The sequence below is a fragment of the Actinoplanes palleronii genome (genome assembly GCF_016862315.1).
Classification (GTDB): Bacteria; Actinomycetota; Actinomycetes; order Mycobacteriales; family Micromonosporaceae; genus Actinoplanes; species Actinoplanes palleronii.
The window spans coordinates 1-25,951 of the sequence record NZ_BOMS01000112.1 but is presented as its reverse complement, the minus strand read 5'-3'; the positions used below and the strand labels follow the sequence as shown (position 1 = coordinate 25,951).

Here is a 25,951-nt window from a genome sequence, read left to right as displayed (position 1 = left end):
GGGCCTACCGGTACTGCTGCGGGTAGGGGCGCGGCGACGGCTGCCCGCCGGTGCGCACCAGCCGGGTCGCGGTCCGCGCGGTGCCGGCCACCAGCGAGCCGATCGCGATGCCGAGGATCATGTTCAGCCCGGCGGTGTAGAACTGCTCGGCGCGGGCCGCGTCGGTGACGAACGGCGCGAGCATCCCGACCACCGTGGCCAGGCCGACCACCCAGCCGAAGAACCGCATCGGCCGCGGCGTGGTGAGGATCAGGACGTGTGCCACGCCCGTCGCGACCAGGGCGGCGAGGGCGGCGCCGAGGGCGTACCAGCCGGTGCTCGCGTCGCCCCAGGCGCCCTCGCCCTTCGGTGCCAGCACGTCGACGTCGAAGATCCCGCGGCCGAGCAGGATCCCGGCGATCGCGATCAGGGCCGCGATCGCCGCGGTGGCGCCGCCACCGGCCCACAACTTCCCGGCGTTGACGGTGGGTTTCACAGGTTCGGAGGTCATCGGATTCTCCTCGGTCACACGGCAGCTGCCGCGCTGAGAATCGCCGGGACCGGCCTCCGGCACCTCATCCAGCGAGGATGAGCGCACGAAGCACCGCACGCCGTCGCCCCGGTGCAGGGCGACGGCGTGCGGTGTCGCGAAGGTCAGCCGCGGGAGCGCGGCAGGCAGCACTTCTTGTACTTGTTGCCGGAACCGCACCAGCAGGCCGCGTTGCGCTCCGGCGGCCAGCTGATCCGCGCCGAGCTGGCGCTGAGCTGCCGGGCGTAGGCGACGCGGGTCTTCGCCTCGGCCGGGTCGCCGACCTTCTTCAGGTTGGCGAGCACACCCGGCAGCAGGGCCAGGTCGGTGCCGCCGGCGGCGGTCAGCCGGACCAGCTCGCGCTCCAGGCCGGCCCGGTGCCCGTCGAAGGTCCCGCCGTACTGCGCGGACACCTCGCCCAGCTGATCGAACTCGGTCTGCGCCCAGAACACCAGGTCGGGCGCCTCGGTGGCCGCCGCGGGGCCGGCGGTGGTCAGCTTGCTCTCCAGCCGCTCCGCGAGGTTGTCGTGCGTGTCGTGCGGCAGGCCGACCGCGTGCCGGACCCGGTGCCGCTGCTGCAGCAGGAAGAAGAGCAGGCCGGCGTCGTCCGGGTTGGTCGGTTCGGCGGCGGATCCGCGGTCGGCCAGGACCGACTGGACCGCTTCGCTCAGCCACTGCTCGGCGATCCGGTTGCGGCCGCCGACGGCCAGGGCGGCACTGATGTACGCCGCGGCGTCCGGGTACTGGGTGAGCGCCGGGCGCAACGGCTCGAGCTCGGCCAGCGCCTCGTCCTCGCGGCCGGTGCGGAACAGGATCCGCGCGCGCAGGGCCCGGGCCGCGGCCACCTGGCCGTCGTCCCGCTTCCCGTACGCCTCGAGGGCCCGCTCGACGTACGTCGCGGCGGCCTCGAGTTTCGCCCGGCTCTCGGCGATCTCGGCGGCCAGGGTAAGGGCGAGCCCGGCGTCCGCCGGGTCGGCCAGCCGTCCGGTGTCGGCGGCGTCGGCCAGGTCGGCCGCCACGCCGAGCGGGTCGGCCGCGCCGAGCGCGGACTGCCGGATCTGGGTCAGGTCTGCGCTGGTGAGTTCAGCTTTCAAAGGCACGCCGCCACGCTACTGCGCGCGACACCCCGACGGCTGTTGATCTGAGTCTCACCCGGCGTCCGGTTGCGCCCATCCGCCGCGGATGACGCGGCCGGCTCGGCACGGCTGGTACTCCGGTACCGGACCTGTCGCACGTCGCTAGGAGGTTCCGTGGCCAAGAAGACCGGGCACCAGCGCCTGGACCGCCAGCTGTACGAGACCGAACTGGCCCGGCTGCAGGCGGAGCTGGTGAAGGCGCAGGAATGGGTGCGCTCGACCGGCGCGCGGGTCGTGGTCCTCTTCGAGGGCCGGGACGCGGCCGGCAAGGGCGGCACCATCAAACGGGTGACGGAGTTCCTGAACCCGCGGGTCGCGCGGATCGTGGCGCTCCCGGCACCGACCGAACGGCAGCGCACCCACTGGTACTTCCAGCGGTACGTCGAGCAACTCCCGGCGGCCGGCGAGATCGTGCTGTTCGACCGCAGCTGGTACAACCGCGCGGGTGTGGAGCGGGTGATGGGCTTCTGCACCAAGCAGGAGTACACGCGTTTCCTGCACCAGTGCCCGATCGTCGAACGCCTGCTCGTCGAGGACGGGATCCTGCTGCGCAAGTACTGGTTCTCGGTGAGCGGCCGCGAGCAGCAGCGGCGGTTCCGCGCCCGGCTGAAGGACCCGATGCGGCGCTGGAAGCTGTCCCCGATGGACGTGGAGTCGATCAACCGGTGGGAGGAGTACTCCCGGGCCAAGGACGAGATGTTCGTCCACACCGACATCCCGGAGGCGCCGTGGTGCGTGGTGGACGCGGAGGACAAGCGGCGGGCGCGGATCAACATGATCGCGCATCTGCTGGCCGGCATCCCGTACACCGAGGTCGAACAGCCGAAGATCCATCTGCCGGACCGGCCGGAGAGCACCGGGTACCACCGCACCCCGCGCGAGCTGCAGTCGATCATCGAGGACCACGCCGCGACGCTGGAGAAGAACGCCGCGTGACGACCCGCTGGTTCATGCCTGCGGGATGAGGCAGCGGCCCGCGTCGCGGCACACCGTAGGAATTCGGACCGGGATGTCGTCGGCTCCCGACGCAGGCCCGGCGACATACGTCCGTGGAGGCGCGGGTGTCCAGATACGCAGTTCGATCCCGGGTGGGGCGCGGCAGGCGCCGGCTCGCCGCGGCGGTGGTCCTCGCCCTGTCCGCCGGTCTGCTGACCGGCTGCGGCGACGACAGCGGTGTCCCGGTCGTCACCTGGTACATCAACCCCGACAACGGCGGGCAGAGCCGGCTCGCCGAGCGGTGCGCGGCCGCCGCCGGCGGGACGTACCGGGTCGACGTCCAGGTGCTGCCGAACGACGCGTCCCAGCAACGCGAGCAGCTGGTCCGGCGGCTGGCGGCCAAGGACAGCTCGATCGACGTGATGAGCCTCGACCCGCCGTTCGTCGCGGAGTTCGCCAACGCCGGGTTCCTGCGCCCGTTCGACCCCGCGGACACCGCGACGCTGACCGGGGACGTGCTGCGCGGCCCGCTGCAGACCGCGTACTGGAAGGATCAGCTGGTCGCGGCGCCGTTCTGGGCCAACACGCAGCTGCTCTGGTACCGCAAGTCGGTCGCCCGGGCGGCCGGCGTCGACCCCACCGCGACCGGCTTCACCTGGGACGCGATGATCCGCGCGGCGGAGAGCCAGCGCAAGGTGATCGGGGTGCAGGCCAACCGGTACGAGGGCTACATGGTCTGGATCAACGCGCTGGTGGCGTCGGCGGGCGGCGAGATCCTCGGCGACGTCGAGGCCGGCAAGGACGCCTCGCCGGAGATCGCCGGGCCGGCCGGCGACGACGCGGCCCGGATCATCGGCGACCTGGCCCGGTCGCCGGCGGCGCCACCGGCCATGTCGACGATGGGCGAGGAGGAGGCCCGCTCGGCCTTCCAGAGCCCGTCCGGCGGCTTCATGGTCAACTGGCCGTACGTGTACAGCGCCGCGAAGGAGTCGGTCGCCAGTGGCGGCATCGGCCAGGACGTCCTCGACGACATCGGCTGGGCACGGTACCCGCGGGTGGCCGCCGGCACACCGAGCAAACCGCCGCTGGGCGGCATCAACCTGACCGTCGGCGCCTTCTCCGAGCACCCCGAGCAGGCCCTGGACCTGGTCCGGTGCGCCACCTCGCTGCCGAACACCATCGCCTACATGCTCGACGCCGGCAACCCGGCGGCGCGCGGGGCCGCGTACGACGACCCGGGGGTGCGCCAGGCGTACCCGATGGCGTCGGTGATCCGGCAGTCGATCAACGACGCCGGGCCGCGGCCGATCACGCCCTACTACAACGACGTCTCCACCTCGGTGCAGATCACCTGGCACCCGGCCACCGGCGTCACCGCACCCGCGACCCCCGAGGAGTCCGCGGCCTTCATGTCCGACGTCCTGCAGGGCAGACGGCTGCTGTGAGCTGAGAGGAGCATCCGCATGGCTCTGACCGAGGTCCGGGTCGCTCCACCGGAGCCGGCGAAAGCCGAGCTCACCGACCGCGCGCGACGCGAACGGCGGCTGGGGCTGACCCTGTCCGCGCCGGCGTTCCTGGTGATGGTGTTCGTGACGGCCTACCCGCTGATCTACGCGGTGGTGCTGTCGCTCTACAACTACCGGCTGACCGACCCGGCCGGGCGCGAGTTCGTCGGGCTGCGCAACTACAGCACGGTGCTGACCGACCCGGTGTGGTGGACCGACTTCGGCACCACACTGATCATCACGGTGGTCAGCGTCGCGGTCGAACTGGTGCTCGGCTTCGCGTTCGCGTTCGTGATGTACCGGATCATCCGGGGCCGGTCGCTGGTCCGCACCGGGATCCTGATCCCGTACGGGATCGTCACCGTCGTCTCCGCGTACATCTGGCAGTTCGCGTTCCAGCTGGACTCGGGCTTCGTGAACCAGTGGCTCGGGCTGGGCACCTTCAACTTCTTCGGCCAGCGCTGGTCGGCGCTGGTCGTCATCATCCTGTCGGAGATCTGGAAGACCACGCCGTTCATCTCGCTGCTGCTGCTGGCCGGCCTGGTGCAGGTGCCGGAGGAGTACCAGGAGGCGGCCCGGGTCGACGGCGCCACCGCGTGGCAGCGGCTGCGGCGGGTGACCCTGCCGAACATGAAGGCGGCCATCATGGTCGCGCTGCTGTTCCGCACCCTGGACGCCTGGCGGATCTTCGACAACCCGTTCATCATGACCCGCGGCGCGAACGACACCGAGACGCTCTCGTTCCTGGCCTACCGGCAGAACGTCACCCTGGTGAACATGGGCGCCGGCTCGGCCGTCTCGGTGCTCCTCTTCCTCACCGTCGTGGTGATCGCGTTCATCTTCGTCAAGGGCTTCCGCACCGACCTCTCCCAGGTTCGAGGTGATCAGTGATGGCCACCGATCGCCGGGTCAGCGGCTGGTGGACCGTCTGGGGCCTGCTGATCCTGGTCTGGGCGCTGTTCCCGCTGCTCTGGATGGTCTCGCTGTCGTTCAAGGACCCGGACACGTTCCGGAGCGGCACACCCACGTTCTTCCCGGAGACCTGGGTGTGGGACAACTACAGGACGGTCTTCGCCGACTCGCTGTTCACCAGCGCCCTGATCAACTCGGTCGGCATCGCCCTGATCGCCACCCTGCTCGCGGTGGTCACCGCGATGTTCGCCGCGTACGCGATCGCCCGGATGACGTACCCCGGCAAGAAGTTCCTGCTCTCGATGGCCCTGGCGATCGCGATGTTCCCGCAGGCCGCGCTGGTCGGGCCGCTGTTCAACATGTGGCGCAACCTCGGCATCTACGACACCTGGATCGGGCTGATCATCCCGTACCTGACGTTCGCCCTGCCGCTGTCGATCTGGACCATGTCGGCGTTCTTCCGGCAGATCCCCTGGGAGATGGAGCAGGCGGCGCAGGTCGACGGGGCCACCGCCTGGCAGGCGTTCCGCAAGGTGATCGTCCCGCTGGCCGCGCCCGGGGTGTTCACCACGGCCATCCTGACGTTCTTCTTCTGCTGGAACGAGTTCCTGCTGGCCATCTCGCTCACCTCGACCGACCGGGCCCGCACGGTGCCGGCCGCCCTGTCGTTCTTCACCGGCGCGTCGCAGTTCGAGTCGCCGATCACCTACATCATGGCCGCCTCGGTGGTCGTGACGATTCCCGTCGTCATCCTGGTGCTGATCTTCCAGCGCCGGATCATGGCCGGCCTCACCGCCGGCGCCGTCAAGGGCTGAACTGGGGAGGGACGAGCTCATGGCAGCCATCACCATGCGGAACATCGTCAAGCGGTACGGCGACGGATTCCACGCCGTCGACAACGTCAGCCTGGACATCGCCGACGGCGAGTTCATCATCCTGGTCGGCCCGTCGGGCTGCGGCAAATCCACCCTGCTCCGCATGATCGTCGGCCTGGAGGACATCACCTCCGGCGACATGATCATCGGTGACACCCGGGTGAACAAGAAGGCGCCTCGCGACCGCAACCTCGCCATGGTGTTCCAGAACTACGCCCTGTACCCGCACCTGACCGTCTACGAGAACATCGCGTTCCCGCTGCGGCTGCGCAAGGCTCCCGAGGAGGAGATCCGTGAGCAGGTGAACAACGCCGCGTCCCTGCTCCAGCTCACCGAGCACCTCGAGCGCCGGCCCGCCAACCTCTCCGGCGGGCAGCGCCAGCGCGTCGCGATGGGCCGGGCCATCGTCCGCAAGGCCGACGCGTTCCTGTTCGACGAGCCGCTGTCGAACCTGGACGCGAAACTGCGCGGGCAGATGCGCACCGAGATCGCGCGGATGCAACGCCGGCTCGGCACCACGACGGTCTACGTCACCCACGACCAGACCGAGGCCATGACGCTCGGCGACCGCATCGCGGTGCTGCGCAAGGGTGTCCTGCAGCAGGTCGGCACGGCGCATCAGCTCTACGAGGAGCCGGCGAACCTGTTCGTGGCCGGGTTCATCGGCTCGCCGCCGATGAACTTCATGCCCGGACGGCTCCAGGACGGCCGGATCGAGACCCCGTTCGGCGCGGTTCCCGCGTCCGGGCCGCGGCTGAGCAAGGTCGGCGACCGGGAACTGGTCATCATCGGCCTGCGCCCCGAGCACTTCGAGGACGCGGCACTGGTGGCGAGCGCGGTGCGCGGGCGGGGGCAGGCGTTCACCGCCGAGGTGGACGTGACCGAGTGGCTGGGCAACCAGCTGTACGCGTACGTCCCGTACAGCGCGCCGGCCGAGATCACCCAGCGTCTCGAGGAACTGGAACGCGAGCTCGACAGCGAACAGATGCGCACCCAGCTCGTCGTCGCCCTGGACGCCGCCAGCCGGATCCGCTCCGGCGCACAGGCGCACCTGTGGTTCGACCCGGAGCGGATGCACGTCTTCGACGCCGCGACCGGCGAGAACCTGACCCGGGACCCGGACCGCTCGTTCGCCGAGGACGTGCACGTGCCCGCGGCCAAGCCCGACGACACCCCGCCCGCGCCCTGACACGTGGAAGGCCGACCGGATGTACTCCTTCGACCCCACGCTCTCCAGCGCCATGAGCACCGTCGACGGCATCTATCGGGCCGGGCCCGGGCACGGTGGCCCGGCGCTGGTCGGGCACGCCGATCCGGAGGGCACCTACTCGGAGGTCTACCGGCAGGTCACGCCGGACGAGGCCGGGCGGTGCCGCCGGTTCTCCACGCCCGGCGGAATCCCCGGCCACGTCAGCGTGCAGACCCCGGGCTCCGTCCACGAGGGCGGCGAGCTGGGGTACAACGCGTACGCCCACGAGCACTTCGAGGACCAGCCGGAGATCCGTGACTGGGTGTGGACCGGCTGAGACGAGGCTGAAGATGACCGGCACCACCGACCCGGGACAGCCCATCGCCGCGGTGCTCGCCGACGTGGACGGGACCCTGGTGACCAGACAGAAGGAGTTGACGCCGCGGACCATCGCGGCGGTACGGGAGCTGCGGCGACGGGGCGTGATCTTCGCCCTGACCAGCGGCCGCCCGCCGCGCGGCATGCAGATGCTCGTCGAGCCGCTCGGCATGCGCCTGCCGATGGCCGCGTTCAACGGCGGGGTCATCGTCCTGCCCGACATGACCATCGCCGACGAACGCGCGATCGACCCGGAGGCCGCGGCGGGGGTGATCGAGGCCGGGCGCGCGCACGGCCTCGACATGTGGGTCTACACCGCCACCGACTGGTACGTGACCGACCCGCACGCCCCGCACGTGGACCGCGAGTCGCACACCTGCCGGTTCCCGCCCACGGTGGTACCCGGCTACGACGGGCTGCTGGAGCACGCCATCAAGATCGTGGGCGTGAGCGACGACCACGACCTGGTGGCCCGGGCCGAGGCCGCGGCACAGTCGAGGTTCGGCGCGCGGGTCTCCGCGGCCCGGTCGCAGCCGCACTACCTGGACGTCACCCATCCCACCGCGAACAAGGGCGTGGTCGTCGAGCGCCTCGCGCACTACTTCACGATCCCGCTGACCCAGATCGCCACGTTCGGCGACCAGGCCAACGACGTCCTGATGTTCCGGCGCAGCGCGATGAGCATCGCCATGGGCAACGCCAGCGAACAGGTACGCCGGCAGGCCACCCACGTGACCGGGTCGAACGAGGAGGACGGTTTCGCCGACGCCGTCGAAAGGCACATCCTGCCGCGGGTGCCCGTCTCCGGTGGCTCAGGAGCGCCGGGCTGAGGTCTCACCGATGTAGCCGGTCATGGTCGCGCAGACGTCGGTGAGGAACCGCTCGAAACCGGCCAGCAGCTCCGGCGGGTAGTCCCGCATGACCGCGCCCATCCGGTCGGCCAGCGGGTCGAAGAACTCGTCGACCATGCCGTCGACACCGTCAGTGGCGTGCAGGGTGACCAGGCGCCGATCCGCGCTGTCCCGGACCCGGCGCAGGTGCCCGGCCGCCTCCAGGCGGTTGAGCAGCGACGACGTCGCGCCGGTGGTCAGGCCGATCCGCTGGCTCAGCTCGGACTGGGTCAGCGGGGTGCCACGGTCCTGCGCGCCGAGCACCTCGACCAGGGCGTGCGCGTCGGTGGTGTGCAACCCGGTGCTGGCGCCGAACTGCCGGGCCAGCTCGGCGAACGCCATCCCGTGCGAATACAGGCCCGCCAGGATGCGGTCGCGCTGCGCGTCCAAGGTGTCGGCCACGTCTGCTCCTCCGGTGAGCGTCAAGATCCCGGTCGAACTTTACCACCGTCAAGTAGTTTGATCGTGTGATAGTTTCACGGTGTTACTACTTGAAAGGACGGCCATGACGGCTGCTCGGAAATGGTGGGGCCTGATCGGGATCGCCCTCGGCGTCTCGATGATCGTGGTCGACACCACCATCGTTAACGTGATCACGCCCTCGGTCATCGACGACCTGGGCATCAACTCCTCGCAGGCGCAGTGGATCCAGGAGTCCTACGCGATCCTGTTCGCCGCGCTGCTGCTGCTCTTCGGCCGGATCGCCGATCTGGCCGGTGCCCGCCGGATCTTCGTGATCGGCACCGTGCTGTTCGGCGTCACCAGCCTGCTGGCCGGCCTGGCCCCGAGCGGCGAGGTGCTGATCCTGGCGCGCTTCCTGCAGGGCGCGGCCGGTGCCATGCTGCTGCCCACGTCGCTGTCGCTGCTCAACCAGACGTTCACCGGCAAGGCCCGCGGTCAGGCGTTCGCGGTGTGGGGCTCGACGATCGGCGCGGCCACCGCGGTCGGCCCGGTGCTCGGCGGCTGGCTCTCCGAGCACGCCAGCTGGCGCTGGGCGTTCGGCATCAACGTCCCGCTGGTCGTGGTGATCCTGGTGCTCACCCTGGTGTTCATCACGCCGTCGCCGCGGACCGCCGGGCGGGTCGACGTGCCCGGGTCGGTGCTGTCCGTTCTCGGGCTGGCCGCGCTGGCGTTCGGGCTGGTCGAGGGCCGCACGTACGGCTGGGTGACAAGTGTCCGGCCGTTCGGTCTGTTCGGCCGGACCTGGGACGGCGGGCTCTCCCCCGCGTTCGTGGCGCTGGTCGCCGCCGTGCTGCTGCTCGCCCTGTTCGGGTGGCGTCAGCTGCGGCTGAGCCGGACCGGCGACCCGCTGATGAACACCCGGCTGTTCCGGATCCCGTCGTTCCGCAACGGCAACATCGCCACGGTGATCATCGGGCTGGGCGAGTTCGGCATCATCGCGGTGCTCCCGCTCTGGCTGCAGTTCACCCTGGACTACACCGCCCTGCAGGCCGGGGTCGCGCTGCTGCCGCTGGCCGTGGGCAGCTTCCTGGCCAGCGGGCTGAGCTTCGGGCTGGCCGGGACGCTCTCCCCGCTCGCCCTGGTCCGGATCGGCCTGGCCCTGGAGGCGGTCGCGCTGGCCGGTCTCGGCGTGGTCGCGGCCACCACCACGGCACCGTGGTGGTCGATCGCGATCGCGCTGTTCCTCTACGGCATCGGTGTCGGCTTCGCCACCGCGCAGGTCACCAACGTGGTGCTCGCCGACGTGCCGGACGCGGACGCGGGGCAGGGATCCGGCATCCAGTCCACGTTCCGGCAGCTCGGTTCGGCGCTCGGCATCGCGGTGCTGACCACGGTCTTCTTCGCCACCCTGAGCCGCCACGTGACGAGTGCGCTGACCGGCGGCGGGCTGCCCGCCGACCAGATCGAGCGGTACGCGGCGGCGGTCACCGACAGCGCCGGCGCGGCGATCGCCCCGCTGGCCGCGGACCCGGCCACCGCGGTGGTGGCCCAGGCCGCCCGGGACGCGATGGCCGACGGGATCGCGTTCGGGTCGTACCTGGCGGCGGGGCTGCTGGCGCTCGGGGTGCTGGCGACGCTGCTGATCCCGGCCGCCCGCACCGCGGAGGTGCCCGCCGAACCGGAACTGGTGTCCCATCTCGGCCGGTAGCGCGCGTCGGGTGGATATGACGGACGTCGCTGGGTAATTTAGGGTTATGACCAGGGATGCGGCGCGCGATCTGCTGCGCCGCTCCCTGTCGTTCCTGCTGGACCTGTTCGGCTCGCTGCCGCCGCACGCCGGTGACTCCCCTGTGGTCACCGTGCCGGCCGCCGAGCCCGCCCCGGCCGGCCGCACACCCCTGCTGACGGAGCAGTTCATCGCGGCCGTCGGCGCCTCACGCGCGCCCCCGGCCCCGCTCGCCTGACAGCGGCGCGAGCCCGCCTCCCCCGCGTGCCGGAGACACCCCTCGGCTGAGCGTGCCCCGACGGCTCCCCGTCGTACCAAAAGATGGTTTTTGTTTTGAAAAATCGTGATTAAGGATTTGTTGACGGTGAATTCCCTGTCGCAGGTGCTGATGGCCGACCCGACGACCCCGATGGTGATCTGGCTGGTGCTGATGCTGGCGGCGTTGCCGGCGCTGGCGCTGCTGTCGAGCCCGGAGGCGATCCGCGATCCCGGCGCCGCCCTGATGACGAGCCTGGGCGCACTGCGCCGGTACCGGGCGGAGCGCGACCGGGCCCGGCGCCAGGCCGTCGAGGCGACCCGTTTCGCCGACGAGATGCAGGTCGCCGCGGTCCAGGCGGACGACGCCGCGCAGCGCTGGCAGGACGTCTGGCGGCAGGCCGCGGAGCACGCCGACGGCGCGTGGCAGGACTGGCAGGACGCCGAGCAGCAGGTCACCCGGGCGCGCGCCGCCGCCGCGTTCGGTCCGCCGTGGGCCGCGCGGACCCCCACCGAGTACGTGGACCGCGAACGTTTCCTGCACCGCGCGGTGCGTGCCGCCGTGCAGCGCGGTGACCTGCCGTCCACCGCGCTCGCCGACGCCCTCGCCGCACGCGGCGGCTGGGACCCGCGGCTGCACCCGGTCGAGCAGGAACTCGTGCTGCTCCGCGCGGTCGCCGACCATCGGCAGCGGCGGTACCGGCGGGTGGCGACGACCGAGCGGACCGCCTGGCACGACGTGCGGCTCGCCGTCGCGGCCCGGGACAGCCTGCGCCACGAGACGAGCGTCGCCGCGTCGGCAGCCGCTCCGCTGCGCCGCTACCTGCCGCCCGCGCCCCGCCCGGCCCGGGATCTCCAACCGGCCTGAGGTGTACTGGGTGCATGGAGCACCGAGCCGAGGTACGCGACTTCCTCATCACCCGCCGCGCGAAGATCACCCCGCAGCAGGCCGGCCTGCCGGTGACCGGCACCCGCCGGGTCGCCGGGCTGCGCCGCAGCGAGGTCGCCGCGCTGGCCGGGGTGAGTGTCGAGTACTACGCCAAGCTCGAGCGCGGCTCGCTCGCCGGGGTGTCGGCCGGGGTGCTCGAGGCGATCGCCCGGGCGCTGCGGCTCGACGACGCGGAACGTGCCCACCTGCTGCGCCTGGCCCAGGAGGCGAACGGCAGCGGCGCCCTGCTGCGGCCGAACCGGCGGCACCGGCCGTGGACGGTGCGGCCCAGCCTGCAGTGGACCCTGGACGCGATCACCAGCCCGGCGATCGTGGTCAACAACCGGATGGACGTGGTCGCCGCGAACCCGCTCGGCCGGGCCATGTACGCCGACATGTTCGCCGACCCGGCCCGGCAGCCGAACTTCGGCCGGTTCACGTTCCTGGACGGCGCCGCCCGGCGCTTCCACACCGACTGGGACGCGGCCGCCGACATGACCGTCGCCGACCTGCGCACGTCAGCCGGCAAGGACCCGCACGACAAGGGCCTGCACGACCTGGTCGGCGAGTTGTCCACGCTCAGTGACGAGTTCCGGCACCGGTGGGCCGCGCACAACGTCCGGATCCACGGGACCGGGATCAAGACGTTCCGGCATCACGTGGTGGGTGAGCTCGTCCTGTCGTACGAAAGCATGGATCTTCGGGCCGATCCGGACGTCGCCCTGAAGATCTACGCGGCCGAGCCCGGCTCGCCGTCGGCGCACGCGCTCACCCTGCTGGCGTCCTGGGCGGCGATGACCGGCGACGGCCGGGCGGCGGATCAGCGCAGCGAGTCGACGTCGATGACGAACCGGTAGCGCACGTCCGACTTCAGCACCCGCTCGTAGGCGTCGTTCACCGCGTCGGCGTCGATCACCTCGATCTCCGGGGCGATCCCGCGCTCGGCGCAGAAGTCCAGCATCTCCTGGGTCTCGGCGATGCCGCCGATGCTGGAGCCGGCGAACGAGCGCCTGTTGCCGAACAGCGTGAACACCTGGATCGGCAGCGGCTGCGGCGGGGCACCCACGTTGACCAGCGTGCCGTCCAGCCGCAGCAGGCTCAGGTAGGCGTTGATGTCGAGCTCCGCGCTGACCGTGTTGACGATCAGGTCGAAGCTGTTGGCGAGCTGCTCGAACGTCGCCGGGTCACTGGTCGCGTAGTAGTGCTGCGCACCGAACCGGAGCCCGTCCTCCTGCTTGCTGAGCGTCTGCGACAGCACGGTGACCTCGGCGCCCATGGCCGCCGCGATCTTGACGCCCATGTGACCGAGACCGCCCATACCGACGATCGCGACCTTCTTGCCCGGCCCGGCGTTCCAGCGCGCCAGCGGCGAGTAGAGCGTGATGCCCGCGCACAGCAGCGGCGCGGCCGCCTCGACCGGGATGCTCTCCGGCACCCGCAGCACGAAGTCCTCGTCGACCACGACGTGCGTCGAGTAGCCGCCCTGGGTGATCGTGCCGTCCCGGTCCTTGGCCGCGTAGGTGCCGGTGTTGCCCTTCAGGCAGTAGTTCTCCAGCCCGGCCTTGCAGTTGTCGCACTCCCGGCACGAGTTGACCATGCAGCCGACCCCGACCCGGTCACCGACGGCGTGCTTGGTGACCTCGGCGCCGACCTCGGTGACCTGCCCGACGATCTCGTGCCCGACGGTCAGCGGGTAGGGCACCTCGCCCCACTCACCACGAACCGTGTGAATGTCCGAGTGGCAGATCCCGGCATAACGAATCTCGATCAGCACGTCGCGCGGCCCGACGTCCCGGCGCTCGATCTTGGTGCGAACGAGGGCTCCGGTGGCGGACGGCGCGGCGATGGCGTTGACGGTGAGAATGGTCCTGGTCCTTCCCGAGGGTTTTCGATCCGAAGCCAGTTCAGTGCCCGGCCCCGCGATCAGCAAACCGCATCCGGCCCGCTCCAGGGAGCCCCTTCCGATAGGTGTACTGCCAGTGCATCCCTCACCCCCGGACCGCTGTCCGCTCCCGATCACCCCTTTCCGGTACGAACAGCCGAGCGCCCGTCCGTAGGCTACGAGCCACGCTCACTGGTGGTCTCGCGCCGGACCGCGGGGACTCCGGGCCCGGCCGCGCTTCCAGATTTCGGCTGGCTGGGGCTGAGGGGTGTCTCGACCGGCCGGAGGCACCCCTGCGCACCCGCCGGGGACTACTGGCCGGCGGTGGCTTCGCGCTGGATCTGCTCGAACTCGGCGGCCATCGCGGCGGACAGCGCCTGCGCCGCCGACATCGGGCGCACCATCACGGTGAACTCGTCGATCAGGCCGTTCTCGTCCAGGTGCACGAAGTCGCAGCCCTCGACCGCGACGTCGCCGATCCGCGCCTCGAACACCAGGGCGTGGTCGCGGCCGCCGTCGCCGGTCAGCTCGCGGACGTACCGGAAATCCTCGAACACCCGGAGCACGCCGCGCAGGATCGCCGCGGTGATCGCCTTGCCCGGGTAGGGCTTGAACGCCACCGGGCTGCGGAAGACCACGGTGTCGGCCAGGGTCGCCGCGATGGCGTCGGGGTCGCGCGCTTCCACTGCGGTACGAAAGTCGATCATCCGGCCAGCGTAAATGGCTGGCGCTCCGGCGCCCTACCCGGCCAGGCTGAGCCGTGATCACTGTTCAGCGGGTGCGGGTGCGGTGGACCGCGGAGTCGCGCGGAGCACCCCAGGCGAACGCCCGCCGCGGCCTGTGCCGCCCGGCACCCCTCCCCCTGCCGATGCCGCCCGGCGCTGTGGTGGTCCACGACGTGCTGGCGGACGAGAGAGCGGGATACCTGCCGCGGGACGAGGTGACCGGTGGCGACGACGCCCGTGACCTCGACCTGCTGCTCTCCCCGAAAGGCGCGGCGCTGGCCGTCGACCGGTTGCCGGGACACTACGTCGCCTACCCGCAGCAGAGCGGCCCGGCCCGCCTCTTCACCCTGCTACCCGGGCAGATCGGCCGCTACCGGGCGAACTTCCGGTTCACCCACACCACCTGCCCGTGCAACCCGAGCTGGTACTACGAGGACTGGCTGGTCCACATCGCCAACGGCCCGGTGGCATCCGACGCCTTCACATCCCGCGAGCCGGACCACGACGTCGACCACCGCGTCCACCTCTACGGCGGCAAGCGGCGGCCGGCGGCGGCCTGACCGGCCGGTTCGCCGGGCCCGGTGCGGGTGTCGTGGCGGTAGCCATCGGCGACGAACCCGACGCAGATGCTCATGCGCGTGACCGGGCCGCCGATCGTGTCCCGGGTGAGGCACATGGTGAACACCCGCCCCCGGCCACCGGCCGAGCCCCCGATACGCCGTCGCGAGCACCCCGCGACGGCGCCGGAACGCTCACGCCGGCTGCCAGCACTGGACGGACTGCGCTTTCTGGCCGCCCTGTCCGTCGCCGTCTTCCACCTGGTGGCCTGCGCCGACAACAGCCGGGTGGTGCTCTGGGGGCAGCCGGCAGCGGAGGTCTTCGGCACCGGATACCTGATCGCCTCCTACGGCTGGGTCGGCGTCCCGCTCTTCTTCATGATCAGTGGCTTCGTCATCTGCATGTCCGCCTGGAACCGCACGCCGGCCGAGTACGGGACGTCCCGGCTCATCCGGCTGTACCCCGCATTCTGGTTCTGCGTGCTCCTGACGAACCTGGTGACGACGCTGAATCCGGCCGTGGCACAGCCCGTCGGCACCCGCGCGCTGCTGGACAACCTCACCATGCTGCCGGACGCCCTCGGGTCACCCCGAGTCGACGACGTCTACTGGACGCTGTGGGTCGAGCTGAAGTTCTACCTGCTGTTCCTCGCCGTGGTCTGGCGGGGGATGACGTATCGCAGGGTCGTCGGGTTCTGCCTGGCCTGGAGCGCGGCCTCGGTCCTCACCGGCGAAGCGGGCGTGCCCTGGCTCACGGCGCTCCTCATCCCGGAGCACTCGCCCTACTTCATCGCCGGCATCGCTCTCTGCCTGATCCACCGCTACGGATCCCGGCCGGTCCTGTGGCTCATCGTCGGGGTCAACTGGGCCCTGGCGATGCACTACTACGACACCAACGACTGGCAGCACGTGCACGGGCACTCGTATGCCCCGGCGAGCATCCTGATCACCGGCTGTTTCCTGGTGATGGGGCTGCTCGCGGTCGGCAGGCTCGACGGGTTCCGCTGGCGTGGACTCACCGTGCTGGGCGCCGCCACCTACCCGCTGTACCTCCTGCACAACGTGACCGGTTCCCTCCTGGTCCACACCGTGCGCCAGCACCTGACGATCCCACCGTGGTGGCTGCTCGGCGCCGCGCTGCTCACCCTCACCGGACTAGCCCTGCTCGTCCACCACCTCGTCGAACGTCCACTCGCCGCACGCATCAGGGCGGCCTGCGGCACACACCTTCCTCACCCGCACATCGCCCGGCGAGTCAGGCCGGCGGCGCGTGCCCCACAGCGACGTCATCGACGGCACCCGCAGCGCCCGGACGACATCCGACGGCTGACCAGCGGGGCGGGGCGCGGCGCCGCACGCTAACGTCGGCATCCATGGTCTCCCCCCGGCATCCCGTCGACGTCCTGTTGCTGCTCCGTCGCGACGATCAGGTGCTGCTCGCGCTGCGCGACGGCACCGGGTACGCCGACGGGCAGTGGAACCTGCCCTCCGGCAAGCTCGAATTCGGCGAGGACGCGGTCGCCGGGATCATCCGCGAAGCGTACGAAGAAATCGGCATCACCCTCGCGCCCGCCCACCTGCGTCTCGCCACCACGATCCACCATCGCAGCAGCGCCGAGCACGCCCGCATCGGTCTCGCGTTCGCCGCGACCTTCGACCCCGGCGCCCACGGCGAGCCGCTCAACGCCGAACCGCACAAGTGCGCCAAGATCGCCTGGTTCCCCGCCGGCCGGTTGCCGCCGGACACCTACCCTTACTCCGCGGCGTGCGTGCGGGCGATGCTCGACACCACGCCGTTCGTGCTGAGCGGCTGGGACGACTGAACGGGAGTCAGCGGCATGGATCACCCCCTGGTCGGGCGGGCCACCGAACGGGCCGCCCTCGCCGCCGTGCTCACCGCCCCGGCCGCGACTCCCCTGCTGCTGCGCGGCGCCGCCGGATCCGGCAAGAGCGCCCTGCTCGACGTGCTCACCACCGATGCCCGGGTCGCCGGATTCCGTCCGCTGCGGGCCGCCGGGGTCCAGGCCGAGACATCGATTTCGTACGCGGGACTGCACCAGCTCCTGCACGCCCTCCTCGCCTCGGCCGACGGCATGGACCCGGGACATCGGAGGGTCCTGACCTCCGTTCTCGGCGGGGTGCCGGAGCGCGCGACCTCGGTGATGGCCGTCGGCGTCGCGGTCCTGGACCTGTTCGCGGTGGCCGGCGCGGTCACGCCGCTGCTGGTGGTGGTGGACGACGGGCAGTGGTTCGACGTGCCCAGCACACAGGTGTGCGCGTTCGCCGCCCGGCGGCTCGGTGACCTGCCGATCCGGTTCGTGGTGGCGGTCCGCGACGACGAGCCGTCCGGTTTCGACGACGCCGGGCTGACCGAACTCGCCGTGCCGCCGCTCTCCCCGGAGGCGTCGGCGACGCTGCTCGACGAGCGGTTCCCCGGCCTGAGCCCGGAGACCCGGCACCTGACCCTGACCTACTCGAGCGGCAACCCGCTGGCCCTGGTCGAGTTGCCGGCCGGGCTGACCGGCCGGGACGCGGGCGACCCCGGGCCGCTGCCGCTGCCACGCCGGCTGGAGCGGATCTTCGCGGGGCGGATCGCGGCGCTGCCGTCGGCCGAACGCGCCGACCTGCTGCTGATGGCGTTGGACGGGGCCGGGCGCACCCACGCGCACGGCGCGCAGTACGTCCCGCGCGAGGTGGTCGCCGCGCGCCGGGCCGGGCTGCTGGAGGCCGGGCGGCCGGTGTTCCGGCATCCGCTGATCGCCTCGGCGGTGGTGCAGGCCGCCTCACCCAACGAACGGCGCGCCGCGCACACCACCCTGGCCGGGCTGCACGCCGCCGACCTGGAACGACGTGCCGTGCACCTGGCCGCGGCGACCGTCGACCCGGATCCGGAGGTGGCCGCGGCCCTGGAGCGGGCCGCCCGGTCGGCGGTGCGCCGCGGCGGGGCGGTCACGGCGGTGCAGTGGCTGACCCGGGCCGCCGAGCTGAGCCCGCGGCCACGGGAGCAGGCCCGGTTGCTGGCCGACGCCGCGTACGTGGCCGGACAGGCCGGCCAGCTGGAACGCGCCGAGATCCTGGTCGCGGCGGCCGACGCCGCGGACGGCCGGGTGTCGTCGCCGGACGCGGTGCTGACCGCGGCGTACGTGGCGCTCTACCGGCACGGCGACGTCGGCATGCACGGCACGGTCGCCCGGGTGATTCGCGCTCAGCACACCAACCTCGACCAGACGATGCTGCTGCGGCTGGTCAACCTGATGCTGGCGCTGAGCCAGTTCGCCGCCGACCCGGCCGTCTGGGCGGTCACCGACGAGGTGGTGGCGCTGGTCGAGGAGCGGCTGCCGGCCGAGAGCCTGCTCTACCGGGACGCGTGGAGCGACGTGGTGCGGCGCGGCACCGGGCTGGGCGCGCGCCTGCGCGAGGCGGTGGCGGCCGGGAGCGCCGAGCCGTGGGACCTGATGCGGCTCGGGGTGGCGGCGTTCTACGTGGACACCTTGGCCGACTTCCGGCCGTACCTGGCCCGGGCCGCCGAGCGGGAACGGGACACCGGCGCGGCCAGCTCACTGATGATGATCATGCAGTTGGTGATGCTCGACCACCTGGCCGCCGGGCGGTGGGACGACGCGGTCCGCGCCGGCGAGCAGGGGCTCGCGATGACCCGACAGCACGGGTACGACCTGTTCGGCCAGCAGTTCCGGGTGTTCCTCGGCCTGCTCGCCGCCCAGCGGGGCGACACCGGCACCGCGTACGAGCTGCAGGCCGTGGTGGACGCGTGGGCCCGGCCCCGGCGGGTGGGTTCGCTGCTCCGATTCGCCGAGGAGATCGGGTTGCAGGCCGCGTTGAGCACCGGCGACTACGAGGCCGCCTGGACGTACGCGATCGGGATCACCACGCCGGGGACGTTCCCGCCGTATGCCCAGCTCGCGCCACGGACCCTGCTCGACCTGGTCGAGGCGGCGCTGCACACCGGCCGCGACGAGTTGGCGGCCGCTCATGCGCAGGCTGCCGTACGAAAGAATCTCGCGGACCTCTCCCCCCGCCTCGCCCTGCTGACCGCCGGCGCCGCAGCCATGGTCTCGCCCTCATCGGCGGCGTACGCCGCCGCGGCGAACCTCCCGGCCGGCGCGGACTTCCCGTTCGAGCGGGCCCGGATCCGCCTGGCCGAGGGCGCGTGGCACCGCCGCCACCGCCGCCCCACCGAGGCCAAGCTGGCGCTGACCGATGCCCTGACCGCATTCGAACAGCTGGGCGCGGCGCCATGGGCCCAGCGCACCCGGCACGAACTGCAGGCCGGCACCCCGCACGGCGGCACCGGCACGGACCGGCTGACCACGCTGACCGCGCAGGAACGGCACATCGCCGAGCTCGCCGCGACCGGCCTGAGCAACAAACAGATCGGCGCCCAGCTGTTCCTCTCCCCCCGCACGGTAGGCGCCCACCTCTACCGCATCTTCCCCAAGCTCGGCATCACGTCCCGAGCCGCCCTCCGCGACGCCCTGGCCCCCACCTGACCCCGCCCGTGCCCAGCGCATCTCCCGGCGTGACGCGCCAGACCGCTCCCGCCCAGACCCCCCGCGCGCCTCCCGACCCCGGAGTGGCGCGCCAGACCGCTCCCCCCACGACCGCCACGCGTCTCCCCGCCTCGGCTGGTCGTCAGGGGTGTCTCCGAGAGCGGGAAGCACCTCTCAGAGCCAGCCCCCGGGCCCGGGTCCCGGGCACGGTTCCGGTGGTCGGATGGCTGAGACCGGCTGGCCAGGCGGGGCGCGCACGGGTCACGGTTCGTCACGCCCGCCACGGTCAGCGGGCGGCCCACTCACCCCCGCCGTTGCTACAGCGGCCGAATAACCAGCCGAGTTCCACCCCGCCGGTCTTGGGCCCCTCAAGGCCTCATAACGGCCACGAGAACCAGCCCAACTTGCCCAGCTGGTCCTGGCAGCCCTTAAAGCACGCCCATAACGGCCACCACAACCAGCCCAACCGACCCAGCTGGCCGAGACGGCCCCTAAAGCACCCGGATAACGGCCGCAAGGACCAGCCGAGCCCCGCAACCCCCTGCCAACCGCCCGAAAACGCTCAACCAGCAACCCCGGCCACGGACCGAGACCCCCGACCACCTGCTGAGATGACCGCCCCCACCGCCCGGACCGGCGCAGGCCCCACGGGCGGGACCCGGCCCGCAGCCTGCTGACACGCGCTCCCTACCCGTACCAAAAGAGCAACGCGGACCCGCGCTCCCCACCCGGACCAAGAAAGCGATTAAGTCATCCGACTGATTCGACCGCCGTGACTGCCGCGGCATCCTTCCGGTATCACCACGAAGGAGCGCACGATGTCCGAGATCCGCACCCCCGTCGTCTTCATCCACGGTCTCTGGTTGCACGCCACGTCCTGGCAGCCGTGGAGCGACCTGTTCGCCGCGCAGGGCTACGACCCGATCGCGCCCGGCTGGCCCGGTGAGCCGCCGACCGTCGCCGCCGCCCGCAGCAACCCCGACGCCGTCGCCGGGGTCGGCATCGACGACGTCGTCGCGCACTACGCCAGGATCGTCGAGGAGCTGCCGGTCCCGCCGGTCCTGATCGGGCACTCGTTCGGCGGGCTGATCGTGCAGCGGCTGCTGGCCGATCACCAGGGCGCGGCCGGCGTCGCGATCGACCCGGCGCAGATCAAGGGCGTGAAGCCGCTGCCGTTCGCCCAGCTGCGTTCCGCGTTCCCGGTGCTCGGCAACCCGGCGAACCGGAAGCGGGCCGTCTCGCTCACCGCAAAACAGTTCCGCTACGGCTTCGGCAACGCCCTCCCGGCCGCCGAGTCCGACGTGCTGCACGAGCGGTGGACGATCCCCTCGCCGGGCCGGCCGCTGTTCGAGGCCGCGCTGGCGAACTTCGCCAAGCACTCGCCGGCCGCCGTCGACACCGCCGCCACCGGCCGCGGCCCGCTGCTGCTGATCTCCGGCCAGCAGGATCACACCGTGCCGGACGTGGTGACCCGGGCCGCGTACAAGCTCTACGGCGACGCGACATCGGTCACCGAGCTCAAGCAGTTCCCGGACCGGGGTCACTCACTGACCGTCGACGCCGGCTGGCGGGGCGTCGCCGATCACGTCCTGGGCTGGCTGAACAGCCAGGGCATCACCGGTCAGTCCAGCTGACCGTCGTAGTCCGGGAGTTTGAACGTCCGCTCGGCGTGCCCGCCGCCGAGGTCGGTCGCACTGTTCCCGACGTTGGCCACGATCGTGTAGCCGCGGCGTTCGATGTCGATGCGGGCGTTCGTCTTCAGGGTCTGGTTGCTGGAGAAGTCGAACGTCGCACGGGTGTAGAGGTCGGTCCAGACGTAGCCGACCGCCTTCAGGTTCAGCGCGGTCACCGGCTCGATGATCTCGGGGCGGGCGGTCACGAAGAAGACCGCCGCCCCGGCCGCGCGGGCCTGCTTGGCGAGGGCGAGCACGCCGGGCGTCGCGTCGTAGGGCTTGTACTTGCTCTGCAGCGCGGTGTTGTCGATGTCCAGCACGATCGCCGCCCGCACGCCGGAGTCCGGCAGACGTCCGCCGAGATAGCCGGCGGCCACGTCGGTCACGGCCGCGACATCCGACAACCAGATCTCGTACGACGGAAGCGCCTGAACCGCCACCCCCGCCCGGGCTGGCAACGGCGCCGCCGAGGCGCTCGCAGCGACTCCGGTGGTGAGCACGGTCGAGCAGGCCGCGGTGAGCAGCACCCCTCGCAGCACGGCGTTACGCATGGTTTCTCCTCGATCGTCCCCGGACGTGACCGCGGTAGTCCACCGGGCCCAGATGGACACCCGGCGAACCCCGAATTATCGACGATCGTAAATGAGATGACGCCGCGCCGACAGGTGACCGGGTCAGGTGACCGGGAGCCGGACGATGAACGTCGTGGTGGCCTCTTCCGGCTCGCTGACCGTGATGGTCCCGCCGTGCTGCTCGACGATCGCGCGGGCCAGGGTCAGGCCCAGTCCGTTGCCGGGGATGCCGCGGTGCAGGGTGTTCTCGGTGCGGTAGAACAGGTCGAAGATCCGGGCGTGCTCGTCGGCCGGGATCCGGGTGCCGACGTTGGTGACCGCCAGCACCGCGGTGTGGTCGTCGGCGTGTGCCGTGATGCCCACGACGGTGCCGGCGGGCGCCCAGGTCAGCGCGTTGTGCAGTAGCTCGTCGACCACGTTGCGGAGCCGGCCCGGATCGCCGTTGATCATGACGCGGGCCGGCGAGTTCACGTCGATGGTGACCCGGGAGCTGGTCCGTTCGGCCTGCTCGGCGGCGGCCCGCGCCAGGTCGGCCAGGTTGACCAGCCGGGGTTGCAGGGTGATGTGCCCGTTGCGGGTGCCGGCCACGTCGAGCAGCTTCTCGATCAGCACCTGCAGGTCGCCGGAGCGGCGGTGGACGACCTCGAGCATGTCGTCCCGGTCCGCGGCGGACATGTCCGGGTCGTCGCGCATCATCTCCGCGTACGACTGGACCAGCGTCAGCGGCGTCCGCAGATCGTGCCCGACCAGCGCGATGTACTCGTCCCGGGTCGCCTCGAGCTCGGCGGCGAACTGGTCCGCGCGCCGCCGTTCCAGGAACTCCCCCAGGTACGCGGCGAGCCCGGTCAACGCGGTCGTCCGCATGTCGTCCGGTGTCTCGGGGTCGTCGCTGTAACAGACCAGCACGCCGAGCACGAGCGCGCCGCTGGGAATGGCGACCGCGAGCGCGGACCGCAGCGGCGCCCAGTGCCGGGACTGCTGCGCGGCGGCGGGGTCGGTGTCCAGGTCGGCGACCCAGACCGGTTCGTTGCTCTTCCACGCCCGGCCCGGGATGCCGATCCCCTTGCCGAGCCGGTCCGGCAGTTCCCGGGGTAGCTGGTGCTCGGGGGCCGTCCAGGAGGCGGACCGCCGCAACACCCGGCCGACCTGGTCCACCGACCAGAACTCGGCGGCCGACCAGCCCAGCCGCTCGCCGATCAGCCCGGTCGCGGCTTTGATCAGGCTGTCCGCCGGGTCGGCCCGGGCCAGCAGCTCGGCGACCTGCCGTCCGCACTCCTTGAACTGCTCGGCCCGCTGCGCCCGGGTGATCTCGTGCACGGCCAGCACCGCGGCGAGCCGGCCGCCGTCCGAGATCGGTTTCCCCTGCACCCGCAGGGTGCGCGGGGCGACCCGGTCGCCCTTCGCGACGACCAGCATGTTCTCCACCGGTTCGCCGCGCAGCAGCAGTTCGACCGGCAGGTCGTCCGGGGCGATGGCGTTGCCGTCCGGATCGGAGAACGCGACGTGGCTGAACCGCTGCCCCCACAGGTCGACCGGCCCGGCGTCGGGCGGCAGGCCGAACAGGTCCCGCGCGATGTGGTTGCTGAGCACGGCCCGCCCGTCGCTGTCGCAGCCGACGACCGCGGTGTCCAGGCTGTCCAGAACGGCGTGCAGGGTGTCCTCCTGGCCCTGCACGTACGCGGTGACGTCCTCGGCCCGGTGCACGATCCAGAGCAGCTCGCCGTCCGGGCTCTCGACCGGTGAGTTCATCGGCGCCCAGTACCGGGTCTCGAAGTCGGTGCGTCCGGGCACCACGATCGGGTACTTCTGGATGGCCATCACGTCGACCACCCGGTTGTCGCGTACCCGGTTCAGCGACGCCCGGAGGTTGTCGACGCCGTCCGCGTCGGGGTCGGCGGGATCGTCCGGAAAGGCGTCGAAGATCAGCCGTCCCATGATCATGGCACGGTCGGTCCCCGTCGCCTGAAGATAGGCGTCGCTGGCGGCGACGATCCGCAGGTCGGGATCGACCACCAGCAACGCGGCCGGCGCGGATTCGAACACGCGCCGGAAATCCACCTCGATGCCCATGGCGGCCACGAACACAGGCTAGCGACGTTCCTGCAGGTCGGAGCGGTAAACCGGGATCGGACCGGAGTCACCGGCCGGTTGGTGGGCATCGGTGCCCGATCCGAGGCAGGATCGAGGTAGCCATCTATCCCGGCGATAGGAATTGAGGGCACTCACGTGCGTATCGGAATCATCGGCGCCGGCTTCATCGGCGGCACACTCACCCGCCGGCTCACCGCACTCGGCCACCAGGTGCACGTCGCGAACTCCCGCGCCCCGGAGACCCTCGCGGACCTGGCCGCCGAGACCGGCGCGACGGCCGTCCTGGCCGCCGACGCCGCGACCGACGCCGACCTGGTGATCGTCAGCATCCCGCAGAAGAACGTCCCGGACCTCGCGCCCGGCATCGTCGACCGCCGCAAGCCGGGTGCGCCGGTGATCGAGACGAACAACTACTACCCGCGGCAGCGCGACGGCCTGATCGCCGAGATCGAGGCCGGCCTCACCGAGAGCGCCTGGGTCGCCAAGCTGATCGGCGCCCCGGTGTACAAGGTCTTCAACGGCATCTACTGGAAGCACCTGCTGAGCAAGGGCACCGAGGCCGGCACGCCGGGCCGGATCGCGCTGCCGGTCGCCGGCGCGCCGGGCGCCGGGCAGGACCTGGTCTTCCGGATCGTCGACGAGCTCGGCTTCGACCCGGTCGACGGCGGCCCGATCGAGGAGTCCTGGCGCCAGCAGCCGGGCACCCCGGTCTACGGCAAGGACTACGACGCCGACGGCACTCGCCGCGCCCTGGCCGAGGCCCCCGCGGAACGCCCCGCCGACTTCCGGGCTGAGGTCTGACACCGGGCGCGGGCGGTGCGAGCCGCCCGCGCCCGTCGGGCTGTGCGCCCCGGCGGTTCACCAGGTCAGCGTGCCCCGCAGCAGGCTGTGCCCGGAGTGCCCGGCGTCCCCGTCGTGCGGCTCGTCGCTCACGTCCACGAGGCGGTACCGGCTCAGGTCGGTGCCCGGCGGCACCGGCAGCTCCGCACGCGCGCCGTCCGGCAGGTTCCCGAGCGCCACCATCTTGGTCAGGTCGTCCGGATCGATCAGCCACACCTCATGAAAACCCGAGGTCAACGGCAGATTTTGTACGACGATCCGCACCTGCCCACCGGCCAGCACCCGCACGTTGCCCCCCGCCGTCGCCGGCACGTCGGGCAGCGGCGTGAGCGTCGCCCGCGCCGTCACCCGTGGCGCCGCGGTGCGCTGGGTGACCCGGACCGCGACAAGCGTCCCGGCCACCGCGAGCACCGCGGCAGCGGCGGCCGCGAGCACCGGCGCCAGCCAGCGTGGTCTGCGGGCAGCGAACGGCGCCTGCCGGGCGATGTCCGCCTCGATGGCGCGCCAGACCCGCTCCGGCGGCGGGGGCAGGTCGCGCAGGTCGGGCAGGTCCCGGCCCTCGGCCCCGAGGGCGGCGACGGTCCGCAAGGTGTCCAGGTCGTGGCGGCACCCGGGACACCCCGTCAGGTGATCGGTCTCGGTCAGGTCGCCGGGCTCCTCAGAGAGCGCCAGAAGGACCAGCCGATCGGGATCCAGATGCTGCACCGTCCACCTCCCAACGACGTCGCAGGTTCGCCATCCCACGCCGGATATGGCTCTTGACCGTACCCAGCGGCAGCCCGGTGACCTCGGCTATCTGCGGGTGCGTCAGGTCTTCGAAGAACGCCAGCTCCAGGGTCCGGCGCTGCTCCCGAGGCAGCCGGCCCAGCTCGTCCGCGACGACCAGCCGGTCCACCACCCGGTCCGGCGTCTCCCGGGCGTCCGGCGGCGGGGCGGCCTGCGACCGTACCGTCTCGGTCACGCGGACGTCGCGCGCCGCCGACCGCAACCGGTCGACGGCCTTGCGGCGGGCGATCCCGAGCAGCCAGCCCAGCATGGTGCCGCGCTCCGGGTCGAACGTGTCCCGCCCGGTCCACGCCGCCACGAACGTCAGCTGCGTGACGTCCTCCGCGTCGGTCCGGTTCCCGAGCATCCGCTGCGCCAGGTACAGCACCGCCCCACCGTGCCGCTCATACGCCGCCCGCAGCGCCTTCTCATCCCCGTCACGCCACCGCCCGGCCAGCTCGTCCTCGGAATCCATCGACCTCTCTCCCGCACACAGTTATTCCGATGATTCGCTCGGAAGGCCCGCGATGGATGCACCTCCGGACCGCTTTTCGTTCCACCCCATCTTGTACGACCACGGAGCGCCCGCCGCAGGCTACGTGCCGAGTCCCGGGCCGGTCCCGCGCGAGACCGTGCCCACTCCCGACCGCGGCGCGCCCCCTGGTCTCGGCTGGTCGTCAGGGGTGTCTCAACACCCC

General features: G+C 71.7%; 26 protein-coding genes. 17 read left to right on the top strand and 9 right to left on the bottom strand.

All coding sequences use genetic code 11. The features are described 5' to 3' along the window. Window positions 1-4: 4 nt before the first annotated feature. Window positions 5-490 (bottom strand): DUF6069 family protein, encoded by a 486-nt coding sequence (locus tag Apa02nite_RS34880; protein ID WP_203828875.1) that lies wholly within the window; start codon window positions 488-490, stop codon window positions 5-7. A gap of 143 nt (window positions 491-633) precedes the next feature. After that, on the bottom strand, window positions 634-1,608 hold the full coding sequence (locus Apa02nite_RS34875) for an SEC-C domain-containing protein (RefSeq protein WP_203828874.1): 975 nt from the start codon (window positions 1,606-1,608) through the stop codon (window positions 634-636). A 150-nt stretch (window positions 1,609-1,758) separates the two neighbouring features. Here Apa02nite_RS34875 and ppk2 point away from each other — a divergent pair, with 150 nt between their 5' ends. The 7 genes from ppk2 (at window position 1,759) to Apa02nite_RS34840 (ending at window position 8,269) form a co-directional block, all read left to right on the top strand. Next, window positions 1,759-2,580, top strand: coding sequence for a polyphosphate kinase 2 (ppk2, locus tag Apa02nite_RS34870; protein WP_067699291.1), 822 nt, complete (start codon window positions 1,759-1,761; stop codon window positions 2,578-2,580). A 125-nt stretch (window positions 2,581-2,705) separates the two neighbouring features. Beyond that, window positions 2,706-4,025, top strand: a complete 1,320-nt coding sequence (locus Apa02nite_RS34865) for an extracellular solute-binding protein (RefSeq protein ID WP_203828872.1) — start codon at window positions 2,706-2,708, stop codon at window positions 4,023-4,025. 18 nt (window positions 4,026-4,043) lie between these two features. Further along, on the top strand, window positions 4,044-4,976 hold the full coding sequence (locus tag Apa02nite_RS34860; RefSeq protein ID WP_203828871.1) for a carbohydrate ABC transporter permease: 933 nt from the start codon (window positions 4,044-4,046) through the stop codon (window positions 4,974-4,976). After that, window positions 4,976-5,812, top strand: coding sequence for a carbohydrate ABC transporter permease (locus Apa02nite_RS34855; protein ID WP_203828870.1), 837 nt, complete (start codon window positions 4,976-4,978; stop codon window positions 5,810-5,812). Before Apa02nite_RS34860 ends, Apa02nite_RS34855 begins: the two co-directional genes overlap by 1 nt. A gap of 19 nt (window positions 5,813-5,831) precedes the next feature. Continuing rightward, window positions 5,832-7,061, top strand: a complete 1,230-nt coding sequence (locus Apa02nite_RS34850; protein WP_203828869.1) for an ABC transporter ATP-binding protein — start codon at window positions 5,832-5,834, stop codon at window positions 7,059-7,061. 19 nt (window positions 7,062-7,080) lie between these two features. Next, window positions 7,081-7,398: a phosphoketolase family protein gene (locus Apa02nite_RS51345; RefSeq protein ID WP_203828868.1), complete on the top strand. Its 318-nt coding sequence runs from the start codon at window positions 7,081-7,083 to the stop codon at window positions 7,396-7,398. A gap of 13 nt (window positions 7,399-7,411) precedes the next feature. Next, window positions 7,412-8,269 carry a Cof-type HAD-IIB family hydrolase gene (locus tag Apa02nite_RS34840; RefSeq protein ID WP_203828867.1) on the top strand — a complete coding sequence of 286 codons (858 nt, stop codon included), beginning with the start codon at window positions 7,412-7,414 and terminating at the stop codon, window positions 8,267-8,269. Here the strand turns inward: Apa02nite_RS34840 and Apa02nite_RS34835 are convergent. Beyond that, entirely contained in the window at window positions 8,252-8,731 is a 480-nt protein-coding gene (locus tag Apa02nite_RS34835) for a MarR family winged helix-turn-helix transcriptional regulator (protein ID WP_203828866.1), read from the bottom strand. The genes Apa02nite_RS34840 and Apa02nite_RS34835 overlap by 18 nt on opposite strands. A 103-nt stretch (window positions 8,732-8,834) precedes the next feature. On the opposite strand from Apa02nite_RS34835, the gene Apa02nite_RS34830 reads away from it, so the two are divergent. The 4 genes from Apa02nite_RS34830 to Apa02nite_RS34815 all read left to right on the top strand — a co-directional run bounded on the left by Apa02nite_RS34830 (window position 8,835) and on the right by Apa02nite_RS34815 (window position 12,497). Then, entirely contained in the window at window positions 8,835-10,439 is a 1,605-nt protein-coding gene (locus Apa02nite_RS34830) for a DHA2 family efflux MFS transporter permease subunit (protein WP_203828865.1), read from the top strand. Between the two features lie 46 nt (window positions 10,440-10,485). Next, window positions 10,486-10,695, top strand: a complete 210-nt coding sequence (locus Apa02nite_RS34825) for a hypothetical protein (protein ID WP_203828864.1) — start codon at window positions 10,486-10,488, stop codon at window positions 10,693-10,695. A 126-nt stretch (window positions 10,696-10,821) separates the two neighbouring features. After that, window positions 10,822-11,580, top strand: coding sequence for a hypothetical protein (locus Apa02nite_RS34820; RefSeq protein WP_203828863.1), 759 nt, complete (start codon window positions 10,822-10,824; stop codon window positions 11,578-11,580). Window positions 11,581-11,594: 14 nt separating this feature from the next. Then, the gene (locus Apa02nite_RS34815; protein ID WP_203828862.1) at window positions 11,595-12,497 is read left to right on the top strand and encodes a helix-turn-helix transcriptional regulator; all 903 of its coding nucleotides are present in this window, start codon (window positions 11,595-11,597) and stop codon (window positions 12,495-12,497) included. On the opposite strand, the gene Apa02nite_RS34810 is transcribed toward Apa02nite_RS34815, so the two are convergent. Together Apa02nite_RS34810 and Apa02nite_RS34805 are read right to left on the bottom strand one after the other, a co-directional pair. Next, window positions 12,461-13,504 (bottom strand): NAD(P)-dependent alcohol dehydrogenase, encoded by a 1,044-nt coding sequence (locus Apa02nite_RS34810; protein WP_203828899.1) that lies wholly within the window; start codon window positions 13,502-13,504, stop codon window positions 12,461-12,463. The two genes, Apa02nite_RS34815 and Apa02nite_RS34810, sit on opposite strands and share 37 nt — an antisense overlap. A 329-nt stretch (window positions 13,505-13,833) precedes the next feature. Then, window positions 13,834-14,229 carry a nuclear transport factor 2 family protein gene (locus Apa02nite_RS34805; protein ID WP_203828861.1) on the bottom strand — a complete coding sequence of 132 codons (396 nt, stop codon included), beginning with the start codon at window positions 14,227-14,229 and terminating at the stop codon, window positions 13,834-13,836. A gap of 53 nt (window positions 14,230-14,282) precedes the next feature. Here Apa02nite_RS34805 and Apa02nite_RS34800 point away from each other — a divergent pair, with 53 nt between their 5' ends. From Apa02nite_RS34800 to Apa02nite_RS34780, 5 genes are all read left to right on the top strand, one after another. After that, on the top strand, window positions 14,283-14,807 hold the full coding sequence (locus tag Apa02nite_RS34800; RefSeq protein ID WP_239164757.1) for a hypothetical protein: 525 nt from the start codon (window positions 14,283-14,285) through the stop codon (window positions 14,805-14,807). Between the two features lie 114 nt (window positions 14,808-14,921). Beyond that, on the top strand, window positions 14,922-16,166 hold the full coding sequence (locus tag Apa02nite_RS34795) for an acyltransferase family protein (protein ID WP_239164760.1): 1,245 nt from the start codon (window positions 14,922-14,924) through the stop codon (window positions 16,164-16,166). A gap of 11 nt (window positions 16,167-16,177) precedes the next feature. Further along, window positions 16,178-16,627 carry an NUDIX hydrolase gene (locus Apa02nite_RS34790; protein WP_203828859.1) on the top strand — a complete coding sequence of 150 codons (450 nt, stop codon included), beginning with the start codon at window positions 16,178-16,180 and terminating at the stop codon, window positions 16,625-16,627. A gap of 15 nt (window positions 16,628-16,642) precedes the next feature. After that, window positions 16,643-19,312 (top strand): AAA family ATPase, encoded by a 2,670-nt coding sequence (locus Apa02nite_RS34785; protein WP_203828858.1) that lies wholly within the window; start codon window positions 16,643-16,645, stop codon window positions 19,310-19,312. Window positions 19,313-20,130: 818 nt separating this feature from the next. Then, window positions 20,131-20,946 carry an alpha/beta hydrolase gene (locus Apa02nite_RS34780; protein ID WP_203828857.1) on the top strand — a complete coding sequence of 272 codons (816 nt, stop codon included), beginning with the start codon at window positions 20,131-20,133 and terminating at the stop codon, window positions 20,944-20,946. Here Apa02nite_RS34780 and Apa02nite_RS34775 read toward each other — a convergent pair. Beyond that, complete coding sequence (locus Apa02nite_RS34775) at window positions 20,934-21,536, bottom strand: HAD family acid phosphatase (protein ID WP_203828856.1); 603 nt, start codon at window positions 21,534-21,536, stop codon at window positions 20,934-20,936. The two genes, Apa02nite_RS34780 and Apa02nite_RS34775, sit on opposite strands and share 13 nt — an antisense overlap. A gap of 123 nt (window positions 21,537-21,659) precedes the next feature. Beyond that, window positions 21,660-23,627 (bottom strand): PAS domain-containing sensor histidine kinase, encoded by a 1,968-nt coding sequence (locus Apa02nite_RS34770; protein ID WP_203828897.1) that lies wholly within the window; start codon window positions 23,625-23,627, stop codon window positions 21,660-21,662. 126 nt (window positions 23,628-23,753) lie between these two features. Between Apa02nite_RS34770 and Apa02nite_RS34765 the strand changes: the two genes are divergently transcribed. Further along, a complete protein-coding gene (locus Apa02nite_RS34765) occupies window positions 23,754-24,449 on the top strand; it encodes an NADPH-dependent F420 reductase (protein ID WP_373873076.1) in 696 nt (231 codons plus the stop codon). A 57-nt stretch (window positions 24,450-24,506) separates the two neighbouring features. On the opposite strand, the gene Apa02nite_RS34760 is transcribed toward Apa02nite_RS34765, so the two are convergent. Both Apa02nite_RS34760 and Apa02nite_RS34755 read right to left on the bottom strand, forming a co-directional pair. Further along, a complete protein-coding gene (locus Apa02nite_RS34760; protein WP_203828854.1) occupies window positions 24,507-25,193 on the bottom strand; it encodes an anti-sigma factor in 687 nt (228 codons plus the stop codon). Beyond that, window positions 25,147-25,728: an RNA polymerase sigma factor gene (locus Apa02nite_RS34755; RefSeq protein ID WP_203828853.1), complete on the bottom strand. Its 582-nt coding sequence runs from the start codon at window positions 25,726-25,728 to the stop codon at window positions 25,147-25,149. Before Apa02nite_RS34755 ends, Apa02nite_RS34760 begins: the two co-directional genes overlap by 47 nt. Window positions 25,729-25,951: the final 223 nt, after the last annotated feature.

What these genes read in the sequence shown, in the direction of transcription:
- Apa02nite_RS51345 (WP_203828868.1), top strand. Translation starts at nt 7,081, where the DNA reads ATGTACTCCTTCGACCCCACGCTCTCCAGCGCCATGAGCACCGTCGAC.
- Apa02nite_RS34815 (WP_203828862.1), top strand. Translation starts at nt 11,595, where the DNA reads ATGGAGCACCGAGCCGAGGTACGCGACTTCCTCATCACCCGCCGCGCG.
- Apa02nite_RS34825 (WP_203828864.1), top strand. Translation starts at nt 10,486, where the DNA reads ATGACCAGGGATGCGGCGCGCGATCTGCTGCGCCGCTCCCTGTCGTTC.
- Apa02nite_RS34855 (WP_203828870.1), top strand. Translation starts at nt 4,976, where the DNA reads ATGGCCACCGATCGCCGGGTCAGCGGCTGGTGGACCGTCTGGGGCCTG.
- Apa02nite_RS34790 (WP_203828859.1), top strand. Translation starts at nt 16,178, where the DNA reads ATGGTCTCCCCCCGGCATCCCGTCGACGTCCTGTTGCTGCTCCGTCGC.
- Apa02nite_RS34775 (WP_203828856.1), bottom strand. Translation starts at nt 21,536, where the DNA reads ATGCGTAACGCCGTGCTGCGAGGGGTGCTGCTCACCGCGGCCTGCTCG.
- Apa02nite_RS34770 (WP_203828897.1), bottom strand. Translation starts at nt 23,627, where the DNA reads ATGGGCATCGAGGTGGATTTCCGGCGCGTGTTCGAATCCGCGCCGGCC.
- Apa02nite_RS34780 (WP_203828857.1), top strand. Translation starts at nt 20,131, where the DNA reads ATGTCCGAGATCCGCACCCCCGTCGTCTTCATCCACGGTCTCTGGTTG.
- Apa02nite_RS34860 (WP_203828871.1), top strand. Translation starts at nt 4,044, where the DNA reads ATGGCTCTGACCGAGGTCCGGGTCGCTCCACCGGAGCCGGCGAAAGCC.
- Apa02nite_RS34755 (WP_203828853.1), bottom strand. Translation starts at nt 25,728, where the DNA reads ATGGATTCCGAGGACGAGCTGGCCGGGCGGTGGCGTGACGGGGATGAG.
- Apa02nite_RS34880 (WP_203828875.1), bottom strand. Translation starts at nt 490, where the DNA reads ATGACCTCCGAACCTGTGAAACCCACCGTCAACGCCGGGAAGTTGTGG.
- Apa02nite_RS34805 (WP_203828861.1), bottom strand. Translation starts at nt 14,229, where the DNA reads ATGATCGACTTTCGTACCGCAGTGGAAGCGCGCGACCCCGACGCCATC.
- Apa02nite_RS34795 (WP_239164760.1), top strand. Translation starts at nt 14,922, where the DNA reads ATGGTGAACACCCGCCCCCGGCCACCGGCCGAGCCCCCGATACGCCGT.
- Apa02nite_RS34850 (WP_203828869.1), top strand. Translation starts at nt 5,832, where the DNA reads ATGGCAGCCATCACCATGCGGAACATCGTCAAGCGGTACGGCGACGGA.
- Apa02nite_RS34830 (WP_203828865.1), top strand. Translation starts at nt 8,835, where the DNA reads ATGACGGCTGCTCGGAAATGGTGGGGCCTGATCGGGATCGCCCTCGGC.
- Apa02nite_RS34785 (WP_203828858.1), top strand. Translation starts at nt 16,643, where the DNA reads ATGGATCACCCCCTGGTCGGGCGGGCCACCGAACGGGCCGCCCTCGCC.
- Apa02nite_RS34840 (WP_203828867.1), top strand. Translation starts at nt 7,412, where the DNA reads ATGACCGGCACCACCGACCCGGGACAGCCCATCGCCGCGGTGCTCGCC.